The 18,742-nt window shown below is 61.0% G+C and carries 14 protein-coding genes and 4 pseudogenes; 2 read left to right on the top strand and 16 right to left on the bottom strand.

All coding sequences use genetic code 11. The annotated features are described in order from the left end of the window. Nucleotides 1–21 precede the first annotated feature (21 nt). From AC0L7P_RS23115 to AC0L7P_RS23095, 5 genes and pseudogenes are all read right to left on the bottom strand, one after another. Nucleotides 22–3,171 (bottom strand): efflux RND transporter permease subunit, encoded by a 3,150-nt coding sequence (locus AC0L7P_RS23115; RefSeq protein WP_007120880.1) that lies wholly within the window; start codon nt 3,169–3,171, stop codon nt 22–24. After that, nucleotides 3,168–3,578 (bottom strand): efflux RND transporter periplasmic adaptor subunit, encoded by a 411-nt coding sequence (locus AC0L7P_RS23110; RefSeq protein WP_473436407.1) that lies wholly within the window; start codon nt 3,576–3,578, stop codon nt 3,168–3,170. Before AC0L7P_RS23110 ends, AC0L7P_RS23115 begins: the two co-directional genes overlap by 4 nt. Then, nucleotides 3,532–4,605, bottom strand: coding sequence for a hypothetical protein (locus tag AC0L7P_RS23105; protein ID WP_473436401.1), 1,074 nt, complete (start codon nt 4,603–4,605; stop codon nt 3,532–3,534). The genes AC0L7P_RS23110 and AC0L7P_RS23105 overlap by 47 nt, the downstream gene beginning before the upstream one ends. Further along, on the bottom strand, nt 4,602–5,039 hold the full coding sequence (locus tag AC0L7P_RS23100) for a FixH family protein (protein ID WP_205589693.1): 438 nt from the start codon (nt 5,037–5,039) through the stop codon (nt 4,602–4,604). Before AC0L7P_RS23100 ends, AC0L7P_RS23105 begins: the two co-directional genes overlap by 4 nt. Nucleotides 5,040–5,527: 488 nt before the next feature. Continuing rightward, a pseudogene (locus tag AC0L7P_RS23095) lies at nt 5,528–7,856 on the bottom strand (heavy metal translocating P-type ATPase). A gap of 216 nt (nt 7,857–8,072) precedes the next feature. On the opposite strand from AC0L7P_RS23095, the pseudogene AC0L7P_RS23090 reads away from it, so the two are divergent. After that, nucleotides 8,073–10,425: pseudogene (locus AC0L7P_RS23090) on the top strand (heavy metal translocating P-type ATPase). 61 nt (nt 10,426–10,486) lie between these two features. Then, nucleotides 10,487–10,987, top strand: a complete 501-nt coding sequence (locus tag AC0L7P_RS23085) for a L,D-transpeptidase family protein (protein ID WP_040701851.1) — start codon at nt 10,487–10,489, stop codon at nt 10,985–10,987. 30 nt (nt 10,988–11,017) lie between these two features. Here AC0L7P_RS23085 and AC0L7P_RS23080 read toward each other — a convergent pair whose 3' ends face one another. From AC0L7P_RS23080 to AC0L7P_RS23030, 11 genes and pseudogenes are all read right to left on the bottom strand, one after another. Beyond that, nucleotides 11,018–11,182 (bottom strand): hypothetical protein, encoded by a 165-nt coding sequence (locus AC0L7P_RS23080; RefSeq protein WP_007120874.1) that lies wholly within the window; start codon nt 11,180–11,182, stop codon nt 11,018–11,020. Further along, a complete protein-coding gene (gene lnt, locus AC0L7P_RS23075) occupies nt 11,179–12,714 on the bottom strand; it encodes an apolipoprotein N-acyltransferase (protein WP_007120873.1) in 1,536 nt (511 codons plus the stop codon). Before lnt ends, AC0L7P_RS23080 begins: the two co-directional genes overlap by 4 nt. 6 nt (nt 12,715–12,720) lie before the next feature. Beyond that, nucleotides 12,721–13,197, bottom strand: a complete 477-nt coding sequence (gene lspA / locus AC0L7P_RS23070) for a signal peptidase II (protein ID WP_007120872.1) — start codon at nt 13,195–13,197, stop codon at nt 12,721–12,723. Between the two features lie 3 nt (nt 13,198–13,200). Next, a pseudogene (locus AC0L7P_RS23065) lies at nt 13,201–13,984 on the bottom strand (ZIP family metal transporter). Nucleotides 13,985–13,994: 10 nt separating this feature from the next. Next, on the bottom strand, nt 13,995–14,447 hold the full coding sequence (locus tag AC0L7P_RS23060; protein ID WP_007120870.1) for a DUF411 domain-containing protein: 453 nt from the start codon (nt 14,445–14,447) through the stop codon (nt 13,995–13,997). Between the two features lie 20 nt (nt 14,448–14,467). Further along, nucleotides 14,468–15,268, bottom strand: coding sequence for a M23 family metallopeptidase (locus AC0L7P_RS23055; RefSeq protein ID WP_473436400.1), 801 nt, complete (start codon nt 15,266–15,268; stop codon nt 14,468–14,470). A 546-nt stretch (nt 15,269–15,814) separates the two neighbouring features. Continuing rightward, nucleotides 15,815–16,439 (bottom strand): annotated as a pseudogene (locus tag AC0L7P_RS23050) (SCO family protein). An 8-nt stretch (nt 16,440–16,447) separates the two neighbouring features. Continuing rightward, entirely contained in the window at nt 16,448–16,879 is a 432-nt protein-coding gene (locus tag AC0L7P_RS23045; protein ID WP_050770452.1) for a copper chaperone PCu(A)C, read from the bottom strand. A gap of 70 nt (nt 16,880–16,949) precedes the next feature. Next, complete coding sequence (locus AC0L7P_RS23040) at nt 16,950–17,612, bottom strand: DsbA family protein (protein WP_007120865.1); 663 nt, start codon at nt 17,610–17,612, stop codon at nt 16,950–16,952. Further along, a complete protein-coding gene (locus AC0L7P_RS23035) occupies nt 17,609–18,052 on the bottom strand; it encodes a disulfide bond formation protein B (protein WP_007120864.1) in 444 nt (147 codons plus the stop codon). Before AC0L7P_RS23035 ends, AC0L7P_RS23040 begins: the two co-directional genes overlap by 4 nt. Further along, on the bottom strand, nt 18,049–18,657 hold the full coding sequence (locus tag AC0L7P_RS23030; RefSeq protein WP_040701839.1) for an SCO family protein: 609 nt from the start codon (nt 18,655–18,657) through the stop codon (nt 18,049–18,051). The genes AC0L7P_RS23035 and AC0L7P_RS23030 overlap by 4 nt, the downstream gene beginning before the upstream one ends. Between the last annotated feature and the right edge of the window lie 85 nt (nt 18,658–18,742).

The raw sequence follows: 18,742 nt of genomic DNA, 5'->3' as shown, positions 1-18,742 counted from the left end.
GCTTGCTTGACGCCGTTGCCCTTATTCTGCGGCCCGCCCAAGGGCCAAATCAGGCACTGTACCGGCTTGCTTCTGGCTCCACCCTTTGATGATGGCATAAACCGCCGGAATGACGATCAGGGTCAGCAAGGTTGACGACACCATTCCCCCGATCATGGGCACTGCGATGCGCTGCATGATCTCGGACCCGGTGCCATGCGCCCAAAGGATCGGCATCAGGCCGGCCATGATTGCGACAACTGTCATCATCTTGGGGCGCACGCGGTCTACTGCACCCACCATGATCGCGGCGTGGAGCTCGTCGCGGGTCAGGTCCCTGTCGCCCGCGCGGGCACGCGCTTCATTCAAAGCCTGATCGAGATAGATCAACATGATCACTCCGGTTTCAGCCGCCACCCCGGCCAGCGCGATAAACCCGACGGCCACCGCAACCGACATGTTGAAGCCCATGAACCACATGAGCCAAATGCCACCGACCAGAGCGAAAGGCAGCGACAGCATCACGATCAAGGTTTCCGTCAGGCGGCGGAAGTTTAGGTAAAGCAGCAGAAAGATCAGCGCCAGCGTCAGCGGCACAACAGTGGCCAGCCGCTGTTTCGCGCGTTCAAGGTATTCGAACTGACCGCTCCAGCCCAAAGAATAGCCGGGTGGCAGAGTGACGGAGGCCGCGACCGCCGCCTGAGCTTCGGCCACATAGCCGCCAAGATCGCGTCCGACGATATCGACAAAGATATATACGGCAAGCTGTCCGTTCTCGGTGCGGATCGACGTAGCTCCGCGGGTGCGTTCAATGGTGGCCACGTCCCCCAGCGGAATGGTGCCACCGCCCGGCAGTGCAACCTGAACCTCGCGCCCAATCGTCTCCGGATCAGACCGCAGTGTCGCCGGATAGCGCACTGCGACGTCGTAGCGCTCGCGCCCCTCGACGGTCTGCGTGATGGCCTTGGCCCCCAACGCCATGCCGATTACCTCTTGCACATCCTGCACCGACAGACCGTAGCGGCCAAGCACTGTACGGTCTGGGGTGATGTCGAGGTAATAGCCGCCGATCACCCGTTCGGCATAGGCGCTGGTCGTTCCCGGCACCGTGCGTACCACGGCTTCGACCTCACGAGCCACTTTCTCCATCTCGGTCAGACTCGTGCCATAAACCTTGATACCGACCGGCGTGCGGATACCGGTGGACAGCATGTCGATCCGGGCGCGGATCGGCATAGTCCAAGCGTTCGATACGCCGGGAAATTGCAGGGCGGCATCCATTTCCTGCCGCAGGCTTTCGGTCGTCACACCGGGCCGCCATTCGTCTTCCGGGCGGAGCTGGATGATCGTCTCAAACATCTCGGTCGGCGCGGGATCGGTCGCGGTCAGGGCGCGGCCCGCCTTGCCGAAGACGGTCAGGACCTCGGGAAAGGTCTTGATGATGCGGTCTTGCGTCTGCATCAACTCGGCGGCCTTGGTGACTGACAGACCGGGCAAAGTGGTCGGCATATACATCAGCGTGCCCTCGTTCAGGACGGGCATGAACTCTGACCCCAACTGCCGCGCGGGCCAGATCGTGACCACCAGTGCGGCGAGAGCCACTATGATCGTGAGACTTTTGGCCTTCAGCACGGCGCGGATGATTGGGCGGTAAACGGCGATGAGTGCCCGATTCACCGGATTCCTGTGTTCAGGCATGATCCGGCCGCGCACGAAGACCACCATCAGCGCAGGCACCAGCGTCACCGACAGGAACGCCGCCGCCGCCATCGAAAACGTCTTGGTATAGGCCAGCGGGCCGAACATGCGTCCCTCCTGTCCTTCCAGTGCAAAGATCGGCAGGAACGATACGGTGATGATCAGCAGGCTGAAGAACAGTGCCGGGCCGACCTCGCTTGCGGCTTCGATCAGCACCTCGATGCGGGGCTTGTCGGGGGCAGCACGTTCCAGATGCTTGTGCGCGTTCTCGATCATCACGATGGCGGCGTCGATCATTGCGCCGATGGCGATGGCAATGCCGCCGAGGCTCATGATATTGGCCCCGATCCCGAGGAATTTCATCGCGGTGAAAGCCATGAGCAATCCGATAGGCAGCATGATGATCGCTACGAGGGCCGACCGGACGTGCAACAGAAAAATGATCGTGACCCCGGCCACAACGAGACTTTCTTCGAGAAGCGTTGTTTTCAGCGTCTCTATTGCCGACAGGATCAGGTTGGACCTGTCATAGACCGGCACGATGTCGACCCCGTCCGGCAGGCTTTGAGCAACCACATCCAGTTCTGACTTGGCGTTTTCGATCACGTCCAGTGCATTGGCGCCCACCCGTTGCAGCACGATGCCGCTGGCCACCTCGCCCTCACCGTTCAACTCGGCGATGCCGCGGCGTTCATTGGGGACGATTTCGACCCGCGCCACGTCGCGCAGGCTGATCGGGACGCCGCCGATACTGCGCAGGGTGATGTTGCCGATATCCTCGGTCCCCGACAGATAGCCCCGTCCGCGTACCATGAATTCGAACTCGGAAAGCTCTACCGTGCGCCCGCCGGTGTCCATGTTGCTTTCAGAGATGGCCTTGCCGATGTCGGACAGCGTGAACCCCTGCGCCCGCATCCGCACCGGATCCACCGTGACCGAGTATTGCTTGACGAAGCCGCCGACGCTGGCCACTTCGGACACGCCCTCGGCACGGCTTGCACCAAAGCGGACGACCCAATCCTGCAACGACCGCAATTCGGCCAGCGACAGATTTTCTCCGGTGATCGCGTATTGGTAAACCCATCCGACCCCGGTCGCATCGGGACCGAGCGTGGGCGTCACGCCGTCCGGCAGGCGGGCTGCCGCGGCGTTCAGGTATTCCAGAACGCGAGACCGTGCCCAATAGGGGTCTACGCCGTCCTCGAAGATAATGTAGACAAAGGAAATGCCGAAGAACGAAAACCCCCGCACGACGCGGGATCGCGGCACCGTCAGCATCGCCGAAGTCAGCGGATAGGTGACCTGATCCTCGACGACCTGCGGAGCCTGGCCCGGATAATCGGTCAGCACGATCACCTGCACGTCAGACAGGTCGGGAATAGCGTCGATCGGCAAGTTGCGCAGTGACCAGACCCCTGCGGCGATGATCAGGGCCGTGGCAAAGAACACCAGAACAAGGTTGCGGGCGGACCATTCGATGACACGCGCGATCATTCGACTGCCTCCGGGGCGGTCAGCGCAGCCAGGGCTGCGTTCAGGTTGCTCTCCGCGTCGATCAGAAAGGTCGAGGTGGTGACGATCCGGTCGCCCTCGGCAATACCTTCGCGGACTTCCACCATCCCGGCGGCCTGCCGCCCCAGCACCACATCCTGCGGCACAAATTTCCCCTCTCCCATATCGCGGATCACCACCTGGCGATCGCCGGTGTCGATCACCGCCGTTTCCGGGACCTGCACCACGGGCGCACCGTCGCCCGTCGCCAAAACCACATCCGCGAACATGTTGACCAGCAAGCGACCCTCGGGGTTGGACAGATCGATGCGGACGCGTGCAGTCCGGGTCTGCATATCGACTTCAGGGTATATCTTGTCGATCAAGCCGCTGAAGGTCTCGCCCGGCAGGCCTGGGAAGGTGATCGTCGCAGCGTTTCCATCCGAAAGGCCCGCGAGCCGCAGATTCCGGCACGTCCGCCATGACCCAGACAACCGATGTATCGGCAATACGAAACAGCGTTTCTCCAGCCTCTGACATCATGCCTTCGACGGCCATCCGTTCGAGTACCACGCCCGACCGCGGTGCCATCAGAGTGATTTGCACCGGCGTACGCCTTTCCGCCGCGATCTTGTCGATGACGGCTGCTGGGACGCCCAGATTTGCCAGCCTTTGGCGGCTGCCTTCGACCCTCCCTTCACCGCCCCGAAGGTCGGAAACATATTGCGCCGCAGCGGCGACGACCTCTGGGGAATAGAGCATCGCCAGCGGTTCGCCCGCTTCAACGATTGATCCGGTCGTTACATCCTCAACTTCTTCGATGAACGCATCCGCACGCAATGAAATGACGCTGACTCTACGGTCGTCCAGCGCGACGATCCCCGGCGCACGCACTGTTGTTGCCATGGGATCAAACACTGCAATTGACGTACGCACGCCCGTGCGTTGCAGCTTGCCGGGCGATACGGTCACTGATCCGGCATCGCTTACCTCGTCGGCATAGACGGGCAGGTAGTCCATCCCCATGGAATCCAGCTTTGGCACCGGCGACGTATCAGGCAGGCCCATCGGGTGGCGGTAGTAGAGTAGGGTTCGTTCGCCACTCTCTGCCTCTAGAGGCGTGATCGCCTCTGGATCAAACGATACGTCTTCGTTCGCCAGGACCGGCAAAAAGGACTTTCCATCGGCAGTCTCGGTCGACGCGGCGGACCATTCGGCGAGACCGTCAGGGTGTCGGTAGTAGATGACCGGGCCTGTCGGCGTTCGGGTTGCGGCTGGCATTGCTTCAGCTTGCCGTCCCATCAGCGCGGTGAATTGCGTCTGCGCCACATTTGCCAGCATAGCAGGCGTCCAACCCTTGACGCCTGCCGCGAGGCCCGCCCATCCAGCCGCGCCGCCAACCACGCCGATAAGCACCAATTTGCCAAAGACGCTCATGGCAGCACCTCGAGCACGATTTGCGCCTGAACAGTTTCAGGTTCGCCCTGCACCTTGGCCGCAACGGAAAACCGCCAGTTTCCGTCCATCGTCAGATCGGCGGAAAAGCGATAGAGACCCGGCTCTTCGCCGGGCAACGCCAAGACCGTCGAAGTCATCGTCTCCATGCCGTCCGGCTCCATATCCAGCCTTGTGGCAAAGATGACGGCGCCTTCGACGGGCGCATTGGTGCGGGTATCAATCAGACGAAGCTCCAGAACCGCGCCGTCTCCGAAGGGATAGGTCGTTTCGACGAGAACAAGGTTGTAATCAGATGCAGCCGCCTGTGCTATCGGCACGGAGAGCTGGGTCGCAACCACGAGGGTCGCAAGAAAGGTGGGGATATAACGGAGCATGATACGCCTATTTTGACGGGCAACGGGAACGCCAGCCATCGTATCAACCCTGAGTCTATACGTTACATCGGCGCGTGGATTTTGGTGCGAAAGACACCTGACCCGTCATGCCTTTGGCGGTCTTTGAAGCTCAATGTCCGCATGTTGTCGGTGCGCTGCCGCCTCGGCCCGTGAGAACTCTGCGTTTCCGGGGCTCGGCAAGGCTCGCTAGAGTTGCTCGTTCCAGCCCCAGCACAATCGGGGCTACCCGAAATTGCATCGTCGAAATGCAAGCAGCATCGCATTCCGGCATGTCCGGGCAGTCATCTGGACAGCAATCGCTTTGCATGACCATCGAAGACCCTGAATCCACGCTTGAAATGGACGCATGACTGATTTGCGCCAGAACAACGCCAATCAAAAGAGTAAGCACAAAAAGGCGCGTTTTGAGTATCATCGGTCAGCTATGTTGGATTTCTGACAGACCAGCAATACACGTTTTGCTGAAATGGATAATTGACCTACTTCACGTTCAAAACGCGGACCCGCTAAAGCTTCAATCGCCTCAGCCTGAGAGCGTTTGCGATGACCGAGACTGAAGAAAGGCTCATCGCGGCTGCGGCGATCATTGGTGACATTAATAGGCCGAAGACCGGGTAGAGGACCCCTGCCGCGATTGGAACACCGAGCGTGTTATAGGCAAACGCCCAGAACAGGTTCTGGCGAATGTTGCGGATCGTCGCCACCGCCAGTGTCCGCGCCTTGACGATGCCGTTCAGATCCCCGCGCAACAGCGTGATGCCCGCACTTTCAACCGCCACGTCCGCGCCCGTACCCATGGCAAGGCCGACGTCCGCTGCGGCCAGGGCTGGCGCGTCGTTGACACCATCACCCGCCATCGCGACCTTTCTGCCTTCGGCGTGCAGCTCGTCGACCAGCGCCTTCTTATCTTCCGGCAGAACGCCGGCCCGAACCTCGTCGATTCCAAGCCGCTGCGCCACGGCGCTGGCGGTGCGTTCGTTGTCACCTGTCGCCATGATGATCCGCAGACCTGCCTCGTGCAGTACCTTGATGGCTTCGGCAGTCGACTCCTTGATCGGGTCGGCCACTGCGACGATGCCGGACAGCTTACCTTCAATGGCTACGAACATGGCGGTCTTACCCTCGGCCCGTAGAACATCTGCCGCTTCCTCCGCCGTAGATGTGTCGAGAGACATGTCGCGCATCATTGCGGTATTTCCAAGTGCGACAGCCCGCCCCAAGACAGTTCCGCGCACGCCTTTTCCGGTCACCGCCTCGAAGTTTTCGGCATTGCCGACCTTGATGCCCTTCTCCATCGCACCCTCCACGATGGCCTCCGCCAACGGGTGCTCCGAGCTTTTTTCCAGGGCGGCAGCTAGGGTTAGAATGGTTTCCTCGCTTTCGTCGCCCAGAGCGGCCACATCGGTCAGCTTCGGCTTCCCCTCGGTCAGGGTACCCGTCTTGTCCACGATCAGCGTATCGACCTTGGCCATGCGTTCCAGAGCTTCGGCGTCCTTGATCAGCACACCCGCCTGTGCACCGCGCCCCGCGGCCGTCGTGATCGAAATCGGGGTCGCCAGACCCAGAGCACAGGGGCAGGCGATGATCAGCACCGACACCGCCGAGGCAATGGCAAAGACCAGAGCAGGTTCGGGTCCGAAGCTCAGCCACGCGACGAATGCGAGCAGCGCGATCAGGACAACGGTCGGCACGAAGTAGGATGAGACCTTGTCGGCAAGACCCTGAATCGGCGCGCGGGACCTACGCGCGTTCGAAACCATCTCGACGATCTGGCTCAGCATCGTGTCGGCACCCACGCGCGCGGCCTCGATGACAAGGGATCCCTTCTTGTTGATCGTGCCGCCGGTGACGGTATCGCCGGGACCTTTTTCGACCGGCAGGGGTTCGCCGGTGATCATGCTCTCGTCGATGGACGACGTACCGTCCATGACCGTGGCGTCGACGGGGATCGCGTCGCCTGGGCGGACCCGCAGACGATCCCCCTCAACGATGTTTTCCAGCGGCGCGTCATACTCTGTGCCGTCGGGCAGGATACGTCGCGCAGTTTTCGGGGCCAGGTCGAGTAGTGCCCGAATGGCATCGCCGGTCCGTTCCCGCGCCCTCAGCTCCAGAACCTGCCCAACAAAAATCAGGGTGATGATGACAACGGCGGCCTCAAAGTAGGTGCCGACCCCCGCGCCCATCCGGTAGACCTCCGGAAACACGCCCGGAAGGAACGTAGCCACCAGCGAATAGATGTAGGCCGCACCGACACCGATGGAGATCAGTGTCCACATGTTGGGCGAGCCGGTTCACGATCGACGCCCATCCCCGCTCGAAGAAGGGTTTCGCCGCCCATAGGACGATTGGTGTCGCCAACGCGAACTCGACATAGGTCGCCAGTTGATGCCCGATCCAGTCTCGGACGGGCAGACCGACCAACTCACCCATGGTTAGGATGACCAGGGGAACGGCCGCGGCGGCACTGATCCACATGCGGCGGGTGAAGTCGGTCAGTTCCTCACTGGGTTCATCCGACGGTAACATCGGTTCAAGCGCCATGCCACAGATCGGGCAAGATCCGGGTTCATCACGTACGATTTCAGGGTGCATCGGGCATGTATACTGCGCGCCTGCTTGTGAGGTCATGCGACGATCCGATGCCTTGCCAGAGGCGTAGTAAACTGGATCAGCCTTGAACTTGGTGTGGCACCTGTCGGAGCAGAAATAGAAAATTTCACCGTCATAGTCTGCACGGCGTGCGTCCGGAGAAATTGTGACGGACATGCCGCACACCGGATCCACGGCATGATCCGACGACCGCTCTGACGCATCCTTGCCTACTATCTGATCCATTTCCCAGCCTTTCAAAAACTACACTGGGTCCGCAAATAGTGCTTCCCGTAGATGGAAGGTCAAGTCCAATCGCCTCGCTGTCGCGCCCGAACAGTTCAGAGGAGGTACAGTGCTGATTGTGATGGCCTTAAGCACAGAACATCCCAAGAAACTTCTTGAACCTCTAGCAACTGAAGCTCCTATCTTTGGCTCAACGCTTATTCTCAGAGGTTTCCCATGTCCCACCACGGTCCAGACACGCATCCGCACGGTCATCAGGATGATCGCAAAGACACAAAGGCTTGCTGCGGCCAGACGGCCGAAGACACCGCGCAGGTGGCAGCACCTCCACCATCCTCCGGACGCAGTTTTCGCGTTAACGGGCTGGATTGTGCGGAAGAGGTCGCGATCCTGAACAAGGTCGTCGGGCCGGAAGTCGGCGGCAGCGAGCATCTGGCCTTCGATGTGATCAACGGGCGCATGACCATCCTCAAAAGCGCCAAACCGCTCAGCGACGATAAGATCATCAAGATCGTCGGGTCGACTGGGATGAGCGCGAAGATGTGGGATGCTGAAAGCGCCGAAGCGGACCAGGCGGCCCATTTCGCACGTCAACGCCTCTTCACCGGGCTCAGCGGCGGCTTCTGGGCCGCGGGGTTCCTTTACCACATCGTCGAGACGGGGGCGGGCGGCGCGCTGCGGCTCTTCTCCGGTCATGGCGAGACGTCTATGCCTCTGGTCGAGATGGGGCTGTTCATGCTGGCGGTGGTGTTCGGAGCCTGGCTGGTCGCCCCCAAAGCATGGTCCGCCGCGCGTAGATTTTCGCCTGACATGAATTTGCTGATGATCGTCGCCGTGGCCGGGGCGATCGGTCTGGGCGAGTTTTTCGAGGCGGCAACGGTCGCATTCTTCTTTGCTCTGTCCCTCGCTCTCGAATCCTGGAGCGTGGGGCGTGCGCGCAACGCGGTCTCGGCCCTGTTGGACCTAGCACCACCCACGGCGCGCGTCATTCGTGACGACGGATCGGAGACCGATGTTCCTGCGGCTCAGGTTGCGATCGGTGACCGCTTCGTGGTGCGCGGCGGAGACCGTATCCCGCTCGACGGAGAGGTGACCGAGGGTCGCGGCGATGTTGATCAGGCTCCGATTACCGGGGAAAGTGCTCTTGTGGCAAAGGAAACTGGCGATGAAGTGTATGCCGGAACGATCAACGGCGACGGCACACTGACGGTCAGGGCCACCAAGGCCGCAGGCGATACCGTGCTCTCGAAAATCATCCGTATGGTAGGCGACGCTCATTCGCGCCGCGCCGAGGTTGAACAGTGGGTCACAAAGTTCGCCCGCATCTACACGCCTATTGTCATGGTGCTGGCGGTTCTAATCGCCGTCGTTCCACCGCTGCTGTTCGCGGGGGCATGGAATTATTGGTTCTACAATGCACTGGTTCTCCTGGTAATCGCTTGCCCCTGTGCGCTCGTGATTTCTACGCCGGTCTCCATCGTCGCTTCGGCTCGCGGCCTCGGCACGCAATGGCGTGCTGATCAAGGGCGGTGCCTATGTGGAGGCGCCGTCACGCCTGACAGCTCTGGCAATGGACAAGACCGGGACGATCACCATGGGAGAACCGGAGGTCGCGGGTCTGCATCCCTTGGGCGGCACGGCCGAGCGCGACCTTCTGAGCGCCGCTGTCGCGCTGGAAGCCCGCTCTTCGCATCCTCTCGCGCGGGCCATCCTGGTGCGCGGCGAACGCGATGGGCTGAAGCAGTCGGCGGCTACCGACACCCAAACGGTGCCGGGCCGCGGTGTCGAGGGAACCTGGGAGGGTCAGCCCGTCTGGCTCGGTTCGGATCGATTTGCGACCGAGAAGGGGCTTGGCGAAGCGATCCCCCGCGACCTGCTGGAACGGATCGAAGGGGCTGGCAGCACACTCGTGGCCGTAGGCTCCGGAAGCCGCCTGCTGGGCCTGATCGAACTGCGCGACCGTATCCGCCCGGATGCGAAGGGGGTCGTGGCGCGTCTGCATGCCCAAGGCGTGCAAAAGATCATCATGCTGACCGGCGACAATGAACGCACGGCGCGCGCCGTGGCGGCGGAAGTCGGCATCGATGAGGTTCGCGCAGAACTGCTGCCAGAAGACAAGGTGGCGGCAATCGAAGAACTGGTTGCCAGTTACGATGTCGTGGCAATGATCGGAGATGGTGTGAATGACGCACCTGCCATGGCGCGGGCGCATTTCGCCATCGCCATGGGTGCGGTCGGATCGGACGCCGCTATTGAGACAGCCGATATCGCGTTGATGACGGACGATATCGCCAAGGTGCCATGGCTGATCGGGCATTCACGCCGGACCATGGGCATCATTCATCAGAATATAGGCATCGCACTGGCGACCAAGGCACTGTTCGTCGGGCTGACGGCGTTCGGCATGGCGACTATGTGGGGGGCCATCGCTGCGGATGTTGGCGTTTCGCTGCTGGTCGTCGCCAACGCGCTCAGGCTGCTCCGGGCCACGACGGATCGGCCAGACCCGTCAGGGGGTGAGAAAATCGGGGAAAAGATGGCGCAGGGAGCCCTGGCACACGGCCATTGATTGATCAGGCATGCCGACACCGATATGAATGGGCACATAGAAAGATAGAGCGGACGACATGATGAAAACGACACGTAGAACTGCGCTATTGGGTGGACTGGCACTCGGCCTTGCGGGATGCGCCAGCAAGTTCCGGACCTACGACGGGCCCGCAGTCACCCGGTTGCAGATGTTCAAAAGTGACCGGAACCTGTTCCTGTTCAACAATACCTCGGTCCTGAAAGCCTACCGGATCGATCTCGGTTTTGCGGCGGAGGGGCCCAAGCAATTCGAGGGTGATGGAAAAACGCCCGAGGGAACCTATACAGTCGACCGCCGCAATCCCGACAGTCTGTTCCATCTCTCCATCGGCATCTCCTATCCGAACGAGGCCGATATCGCCTATGCCGCTGCACAGGGACAAGAGCCGGGCGGCGACATTTTCATCCATGGCGGGCCACGACCCGGTATCGACGCGATCAAACCAGACTGGACGGCGGGTTGCATCGCGGTGTCGGACCGCGAGATTGAGGATATCTACGCGATGGTGCGGGACGGGACGCCAATCGACATATTCGCATAGCATAGCATCGTACCGGCCTTGGCTGGCGGTTCATAGAACCCGTGCGAGAAAGATCGAGGCGAACAACGCCAGGAGTCCGAATGCGATCGCGGAACTCGTCGCGTATTGGGCGATGTCCAGCCTGTTGCCGCCACGCTTCTTGGCGAGATATCCGCCCCATGCGGCGCCGACCAATGCTCCGAAGATCACGATCATGGTGCCTTTTCCTTTCCAATAGTCAACCCAATGGCACCCGCGATGCACGCTGCCAAAACGAGCAGGAACATCATCTGCCCGTATTTCGCGAATGGCGTGGCCGGGAGCGCAACTGGCAAGCGGGCGTCCAGCACGCCGGTCTCATCGAGCCCGAGGCGGGCGACGATCCGGCCGTACCCATCGATAACTGCTGAAATGCCCGTGTTGGCCGCGCGAACCAAGGGCAGCCCCTCTTCGACCGCGCGCATCCTGGCAGAGGCCAGATGTTGCCGGGGACCGAGAGACGCACCGAACCAAGCGTCATTGGTGGCGTTGAATATCCAGTCCGGACGCGAAGCGGCGTCTACGACACGTCCCGGAAAAATGGCCTCGTAGCAGATCGAAAGGCCGACCGGAGATAAACCGGGTAGCTCAACGGTCTGGGGGCCGGGACCGGGCGTGAAGTCCCCAAGCCCTGCGGTCAGTCGCTGGATCGGAAGAAAACTCCGCAGGGGAACGTATTCCCCGAACGGCACGAGGTGATGCTTGGCGTATCGCGTGACGATCTGTCCGGTCTGATCGACTGCGAGGATCGAATTTCTGTAGCGTGTGCCAGTGCCGTCCGACTCGCGCGTCTGTGCACCGGTCAGAAGAACGCGGCCCTCAGGCAGACGTTCTGCAATTCGACCCAACATTTCAGGATTCTCATCAAGATAACCGGGAAATGCACTTTCAGGCCAGAGAAGGACGTCGAAGCTGCCAGACTGCGCAGACAGGTCCAGATAGCGGGATATGTTCCGTTCGCGGAACGCGGGGTCCCATTTCTCCGTCTGAGGAATGTTTCCCTGAACGATCCTGACGGTTGTGTCTGTTGGCGGTGTGGTGGCCATAAGGCGAACCGTACCGAGGGTTCCGGCACCCCCCACCACCGACATGAAAACAAATGCGGCGAACGCATTTTGCCGACGATTCCGCATGAGGAGCGTTACGGGCAGGACCGACAGCAGAACTGTGACGAGGCCAAGTCCGTAGCTGCCAACCCATGCGGCCATTTGGCGTGGAATATCGTAGTCGGCCCATGCATAGGCGATCAGGTTCCAGGGAAAGCCTGTCAGCATGGTGCCGCGCAGCCATTCCGAAACCGACCAGCAGACCGCGAAGATCAATGCGCCGGAGACACCTTTCGTCCTGCTCCATGCGAACGCTGCCATTGCCGCCGCCGGAAACAGCGCAAGGCCGGCGGCCAGTCCAGCCACCGCAGGAACGGCCATCCAGCCGAACCGCTCCGCGTCGACGAAAAAGCTCTCCGCGATCCAGGACAATCCGAACAGGAAGAAGCCAACGCCGAACGCCCATCCGGCAAGTCCGGCCCGCATGCGGCTCTCTCCGACCGTAAGGAGATACAGCGCGCCAAACGCGACGGGCAAAAGCACCGGCATCGAGAATGGTGGCAGAGCGAAAACTGCCAAAGCGCCGAGGCCGAATGCACAGAATGTGAGGATGATACCTGACATTCCGGAAATGCGGAGAACAGTGATGCCGATTGAAATCACCGAGATCTATCTTGAGGTTTCGGACGCAGCGACCTTTTCGCGCCCCGAGAAGATCAGCAAAATCCCGACGCCGCAGACCACGAAGACATCCGCGAGGTTGAACGCTGGCCAATGCACCGTTCCGAGATAGAAATCCAGAAAATCGGTCACCCCTTCAAAGCGAAGACGATCGACGATATTCCCAAGAGCGCCGCCGATCACCATGCCGTAGGCAACCGCCTCGGCTGCCTGCGTTGCCCGGATCAGTGAAACGACGAGGAACAGAACGACGGCGGTGGCGACCAATGCAAGGACCCACCACGGCACATTTTGAAAGAACCCAAAGGTCACCCCGTAGTTGCGGTGGAAGATCAGGTTGAAGCCGGGGAATACAGCGACGCCGGTGGCGAGCGCTTCTGCGTTCGCAAGCACGAACGCCTTCGATGCCTGATCGGCGGCGAGCGCCGCGACAGCTGTACAAATGCCGATGGAACGAGTTGCCATGGATCACCCCAACCAGACATCGAGGAACAGCATGACGACGAGCCCGATCAGCGAGCCCGGTCGTCGCCTGCTTCTGGTGGCCGCTGCGATGGGTTTCCGGGATGATCTCGTGGCTGATGACGTAAAGCATCGCGCCCGCCGCAAAAGCCAGACCCCAGGGCAAGAGAGGCTGCGCCACGACGATCATCGCGGCACCAAGAAAGCCCGTGACGGGTTCGACCAAACCAGTCAGTGCTGCGATGCCGAACGCACGGCCCGCCGAGTATCGCTCGCCCAGTAGGGCGACTGCAACGGCCAGCCCTTCAGGCGCATTCTGCAATCCGATCCCGAGAGCGACGGGAAATCCGCCTGTAAAACCGTCGGCACCGAACGCAACGCCGACGGCCAAACCCTCCGGCGCATTGTGGATCGTGATGGCGATGATGAAGAGCCAGACACGGCGCAGCGAGACCGCCTCTGGGCCTTCGCGCCCGCTGCTGAAATGCTCATGCGGGATCATTTCGTTCATCATGGCGACCGCGCCCATGCCCATCAGGATCGCAGCACAGACGATCAGCGCCGGTATCGCGCCATCCCCGTATCGGCCCTCCGCTGCGTCGAGTGCCGGTATAATGAGAGAAAAGAAAGACGCGGCAAGCATGACCCCGGCGGCAAAGCCGAGCGAAATATCGCGCCATTTGCGTGACGGGGTCTTGCCGAGAAGCACGGGCGTCGCCCCGACGGCGGTCATGAGACCGGCGGCCAGGCTGCCTAGAAAGCCCAGTGCGACTGGTGAGAGTGTTGTGATTTGCTCCACTTTAACTCGCCGGATAGGACGAAAAGATCTCAGTGGAGCCGTCGGATTTCACCAGAAAGACATCGTAGGCTTCGGCATCGTCGCCGAAATCCATGCCGGGCGAGCCGATGGGCATGCCGGGCACGGCCAGGCCTATGGCATCGGGACGTTCTTCAAGCAGTCGAGTAATATCGGCTGGCGGAACGTGACCCTCGATGGTGTAGCCTTCGACGGTCGCCGTGTGACAGGAGAACATATCGACGGGAATACCGCGATCCATTTTCAGACGGATCAACGCCCCGCCCATATTCTCACCTTCAGGAGCGAACCCGGCATCGGACAGCTTTTCCATCCAGGCAAGGCAACAACCGCAGCCGCGCGTCTTTCCGACGTGGATAGCGGTCTGGGCGGTTACTGCCGTCGCGGCACCAATCATGAGGGTCGCAGCGGCCAAGGTTTGAAACCTGTTTTTCATCGGAATTCCTTTCAAATCAGTCATGTGTCTTCGCGAAGAAAGGTCGCGAACCGTGTGCGCGTCTCTTCAAGGATTTCAGTGGCATCCGCAGTGTCGAAATTTTCCGCAGAGGCGAGCAATTCCTCCCCGAGCGGATCGATAGGTCGGCCGTCCACGCGCACTTCGTAGTGAAGGTTCGGAGCTGTCGCCGTGCCTGTCTCACCGACCTGGCCAATCGTTTCGCCCGCGACCACGCGGTTTCCGACGGCCAGACCCTCCGGCACAGCGCTGAGGTGCGCATAGCGGGTCATTGTGTCTGACCCGTGCGCGATCTCGACCACCCGGCCATACCCGCTCCGCCATCCGATGAAGGAGACCCGTCCGGGTGCGGTCGCTGCAATCGGTGTCCCCGCAGCGGCGGCATAATCGACACCTGTGTGCATCCGCATATTGCCGTAGATCGGATGCTTGCGCTGCCCGAAGACCGACGACAGTCGTGCGCCTTCCACCGGCGGCGCGACCGTCCGCAGGATTTCACCATTCAAATAGACCGTTGCCCGCCCGCTGTCTTCGGCTGACCAGAGGATTTCGAAGCGGTCGTCGGCCAGATCGAGGGCCGCATAGGAGATTGACGGTTGACCGACCTCTGAACCATCGCGAAGGACGGTCTGACCCCAAAGGATATTCAGGGTCTCTCCGCCTTGAAGATCCCTGCGAAAGTCGACCGTTTCCCCGAGGATTTGTGCGAGATCGACGGCAAAACGGGCCGGGACGCCTGCTCGATCCAGCGAAGCGTAGATCGACCCGTTCACCAGCAACTGGCTCGCACGCTCGACTGTCAACGCGCTCGGCGTTACCGTCCGGGCTCGCAATGGTGTCGTCCAGGGTGACTTCGATCCGCACACCGTCATCGACAGCCAACGTCACAACGAATGGCGTGCCGTCCGGGCGAAAGTCGACGCTGAGACGATGGCCCGGTCGAAGGCGGCGCAGGTCGTATTCAACCGTCAGTGCCAGTGCGACTTCGGTCCGTGTTTGCGCATCCATGTCCGCGAGAGAGAGAAGCACGTCCAATGTGTCACCCGCCTCGACCGTCGCCTCCCAAGGCGGCGTGGCGAGGGCCTGAACAAGCGCCATCAGATTATCTGGCTCGGCCCGTTCGAGTGCGGGAAACTCAGGCGGCTGAAAAGCGGCCGGAAGCATATTCGGCATCGTCTCGCCAGATGCGTTGACGCCTGGTCCATCGAGAGGTTCGGGTGGACTGTCCAAGGCTTCCGGAGCCTCGGAAAAGATGTACTCGGGCGGCGCCTCCAGGATCAAAGCCCGGCTCGCTATCGTGCTGACCGCTGCCGCGGCCATTGTCGTTCCCAGAACGATATGTCTCAGTTTCAAGATTCTGCCCTCTCGGTTCTGTTCTGCATCGCGCGCCTTATCTTCGGCACGGCGAATTCGCGTGGTTCGTGATAGTCGATGGTGGTGACGAAGCGACCTGTTGCATCGAACAGGAAAACACCCGCCGTGTGGTTCATCGTATATTCGCCGTTTTCCCCCTCAACCTTCTCATAGGTGGCACGGAAACCATCGGCGATGGCCGCGATCTGGTCTGGCAAGCCCGTCCATCCTTGTATCTGCGGATGGAAATACGAGACATACTCGGCCATGGTCTCGACCGTGTCGCGGTCCGGATCTACGGTGATGAAAACGGTATTCAGGTCTTCGGCATCCGGCCCAATCTCGTCGAGCCATCCGGAAATGTCCGAGAGGGTCGTCGGGCAAACGTCGGGGCAATAGGTGAATCCGAAGAAGACCAGACTCGGGCTCGCCGATGAGGGTTTCCGGGCCGACATCCCGACCATCCTGATCCGTCAGGCTGAATTCCATAGCAGTCAGCGGTAGAGACCGCTTGCCCGGCGCGGAGTCAGCGCCAGGCCCATCTACCTGCCACCAGCCGACAAACAGGGCGGCAAAGACCGCCGCCGCTCCGATCGCTGCGATTTTGGCCACCCTCATCATCAGCCGGATCAGCCTTCGGGGCCGCGTGCGCCGATGCCAAGGACCGGGACGGTGATTTCAAGCTCTGTTCCATCGGAAAAGAGCAGGGTCAGCGGAAAGGTCTCCCCCTCGACGAGCGGAGATTGCAGTTGCATCAGCATGGCGTGATATCCGCCGGGTTCAAGGGCGAACATACCCCCGGGCGGGATCACGATATCGTCCGCCGGAGCCATGCTGCTGACGCCGTCAGAATTGGTTCTGGTTTCGTGGATCGAAGCCATGCCGGAGATCTCCGCGCGAAGACCGATAAGGGAGATCGGGTCGCTGCCCTCGTTCCGAACGGTCAGATAGGCCCCGCCGGGCCGCGACGTTCCAAGGCTCGAACGCGCCCAAGGGTTCTCGACCACAATAGATGCGTTGTCTGACATCTGCTGCGCTGAGGATGCCATTGGCAAGCCCATCAGAAGTGCGACAGACAGGCTCTGGATTGCCTTTGCGAAGGTTTTGAACACGTTGATTCTCCTGTTCGTTCTAATTGGTTGCCAAAGCCTCGACTTCGGCTTGGACGAGCGACAAAAGCTGCTCCGCACCGAACTCTGGCAAAGGCTTACCGTTGACGAAGAACGTCGGTGTGCCCTGGATTCCGACAGCTTCGACGTCGGCCCGGTCCTGATTGAGGACGCCGACGATGCTGGGTGACCTGATCTGGTCCGCCGCCGCCGCAGTATCCAGACCCGCCGCTCCGGCGATCTCCATGATCCGCTCTGCCGCAGGCGCGCCATGGGAGGCCCAGGCAGGCTGATTTTCAAGCAGCGCTTCCAGCACGGGAACAAAAACGTCCTGCAACCGGGCCGCTTCCAGCACCTTGATTGCCAGCTCGGACCCCTCGCCGTGGAACGGAGTGTAGCGCATGACGACGCGCACATCGTCGGGGTATTGCGTCAGTATCTGCTTCACGATGGGATGGAAGGCGCGGCAGGCCTCGCAGGCTGGGTCGAAGAACTCCACGATGGTCACTGGCGCATCCTCACGCCCGAGTATGGGAGAATAGGACCGAACAAGACGATCCTGTTGTTCCAGCGGAGCGGCTGTCGCCACCGGGGTCGGATCGGGGCGCGATACGAACCAGGCACCAGCCACGAAAACGGCCAGTACCAGAGTGAGTATCGCGAGCAGAAGTGTCTTTCGGTTCATATTGATATCCGTCGAAGTTGAATGAGAAGGACAAGGATTGCCCCGAACGTCAGCAGGGAGAGCAGAGGGATTGGCAGGCCAAGGATCAGCATCGCGTCATCGGTGCAGGATGGCCCGGACGCCGTGCAGGGGACGATCGGCGCCGGCACGATCCCTGCGTAAAGCAGGGAATGGTAAAGGGCGACGGCACCACCCAGAACCGCGAGCGGCGCGGCATAGCGCCAGATCGAGAGGTCGGCGCGCCACGCCGCCACCCCGAGGATGATCGCGAGCGGAAACATGAAGGCACGCTGGAACCAGCACAGATTGCAGGGGGTCTGCCCCAGAACCTCTCCGATGAAGAGCACGGCAAGCGACGCGGACAAGGCGACGAACCATGCCGCGAAGAGGAAAGCCACCGGGCTCGCGGCGCTTGGCGTTGCGTCTGGGCTAGCTGTCACGCGCCGATCCTTTCGCGAAGATCAGTAACGATCAGTCCGGGTTCCTCGTCGTATTCGTAGATGCGGACAAATTCGCCTTCCGGATCGAAGAGAAGGAAGGACGACGTATGCCCCATCGTATAGCCGTCGGGCGCCGAGGCTTCCTCGATCTTCTGGTAGTAGATCTTGAAGGTCTCGGCAGTGCGTTCGATTTGGTCCGGCGGTCCGCTCAACCCAAGGATTCCCTGACCAAACTGGGGAACGTAGTTGGCCAGAGCGCTTGGCGTATCCCTTTCAGGGTCGACCGTGATGAACAGGGGCTGGACGGCGGAACCTTGGGTGCCGAGCTCGTCCATGACCTGCGCGATGGTTGCGAGCCCCATGGGACACACGTCGGGGCAGTTCGCAAATCCGAAAAAGACGAGCATCCAGCGTCCCCGGAAATCCTCGTCGGTCTGCACCATACCGGTATGGTCCGTCAGCTCAAAATCCGCAGTGAAACTCTCGGCCTCAGGATCAACACGCGCGGCGACCGGTCCCTGATTGCGTTCAGTCATCCAAAGCGTGGCTGACACCGCCGCAGTGACAACCACTGCCGACCAGAGAACTATCCGGACCTTCTTCATTGCTTGCGCTACCCACCTGTTCAGTTCGTCTGTGCGCGGGATACAAGCTACAGCAGATAGAGGTTCAAGCGAAAAGTTACTTTTT

This window comes from Oceaniglobus sp. K40-3, assembly GCF_055808395.1.
The sequence above is the reverse complement of the archived record's forward strand: the minus strand, read 5'-3'. Positions and strand labels throughout refer to the sequence as shown.

Coding starts and splice junctions, on each gene's coding strand:
- AC0L7P_RS23115 (WP_007120880.1), bottom strand. CDS start 3,171: ATGATCGCGCGTGTCATCGAATGGTCCGCCCGCAACCTTGTTCTGGTG.
- AC0L7P_RS23105 (WP_473436401.1), bottom strand. CDS start 4,605: ATGAGCGTCTTTGGCAAATTGGTGCTTATCGGCGTGGTTGGCGGCGCG.
- AC0L7P_RS23100 (WP_205589693.1), bottom strand. CDS start 5,039: ATGGCTGGCGTTCCCGTTGCCCGTCAAAATAGGCGTATCATGCTCCGT.
- AC0L7P_RS23085 (WP_040701851.1), top strand. CDS start 10,487: ATGAAAACGACACGTAGAACTGCGCTATTGGGTGGACTGGCACTCGGC.
- AC0L7P_RS23080 (WP_007120874.1), bottom strand. CDS start 11,182: ATGATCGTGATCTTCGGAGCATTGGTCGGCGCCGCATGGGGCGGATAT.
- lspA (WP_007120872.1), bottom strand. CDS start 13,197: ATGGCAACTCGTTCCATCGGCATTTGTACAGCTGTCGCGGCGCTCGCC.
- AC0L7P_RS23060 (WP_007120870.1), bottom strand. CDS start 14,447: ATGAAAAACAGGTTTCAAACCTTGGCCGCTGCGACCCTCATGATTGGT.
- AC0L7P_RS23045 (WP_050770452.1), bottom strand. CDS start 16,879: ATGGGCTTGCCAATGGCATCCTCAGCGCAGCAGATGTCAGACAACGCA.
- AC0L7P_RS23040 (WP_007120865.1), bottom strand. CDS start 17,612: ATGAACCGAAAGACACTTCTGCTCGCGATACTCACTCTGGTACTGGCC.
- AC0L7P_RS23030 (WP_040701839.1), bottom strand. CDS start 18,657: ATGAAGAAGGTCCGGATAGTTCTCTGGTCGGCAGTGGTTGTCACTGCG.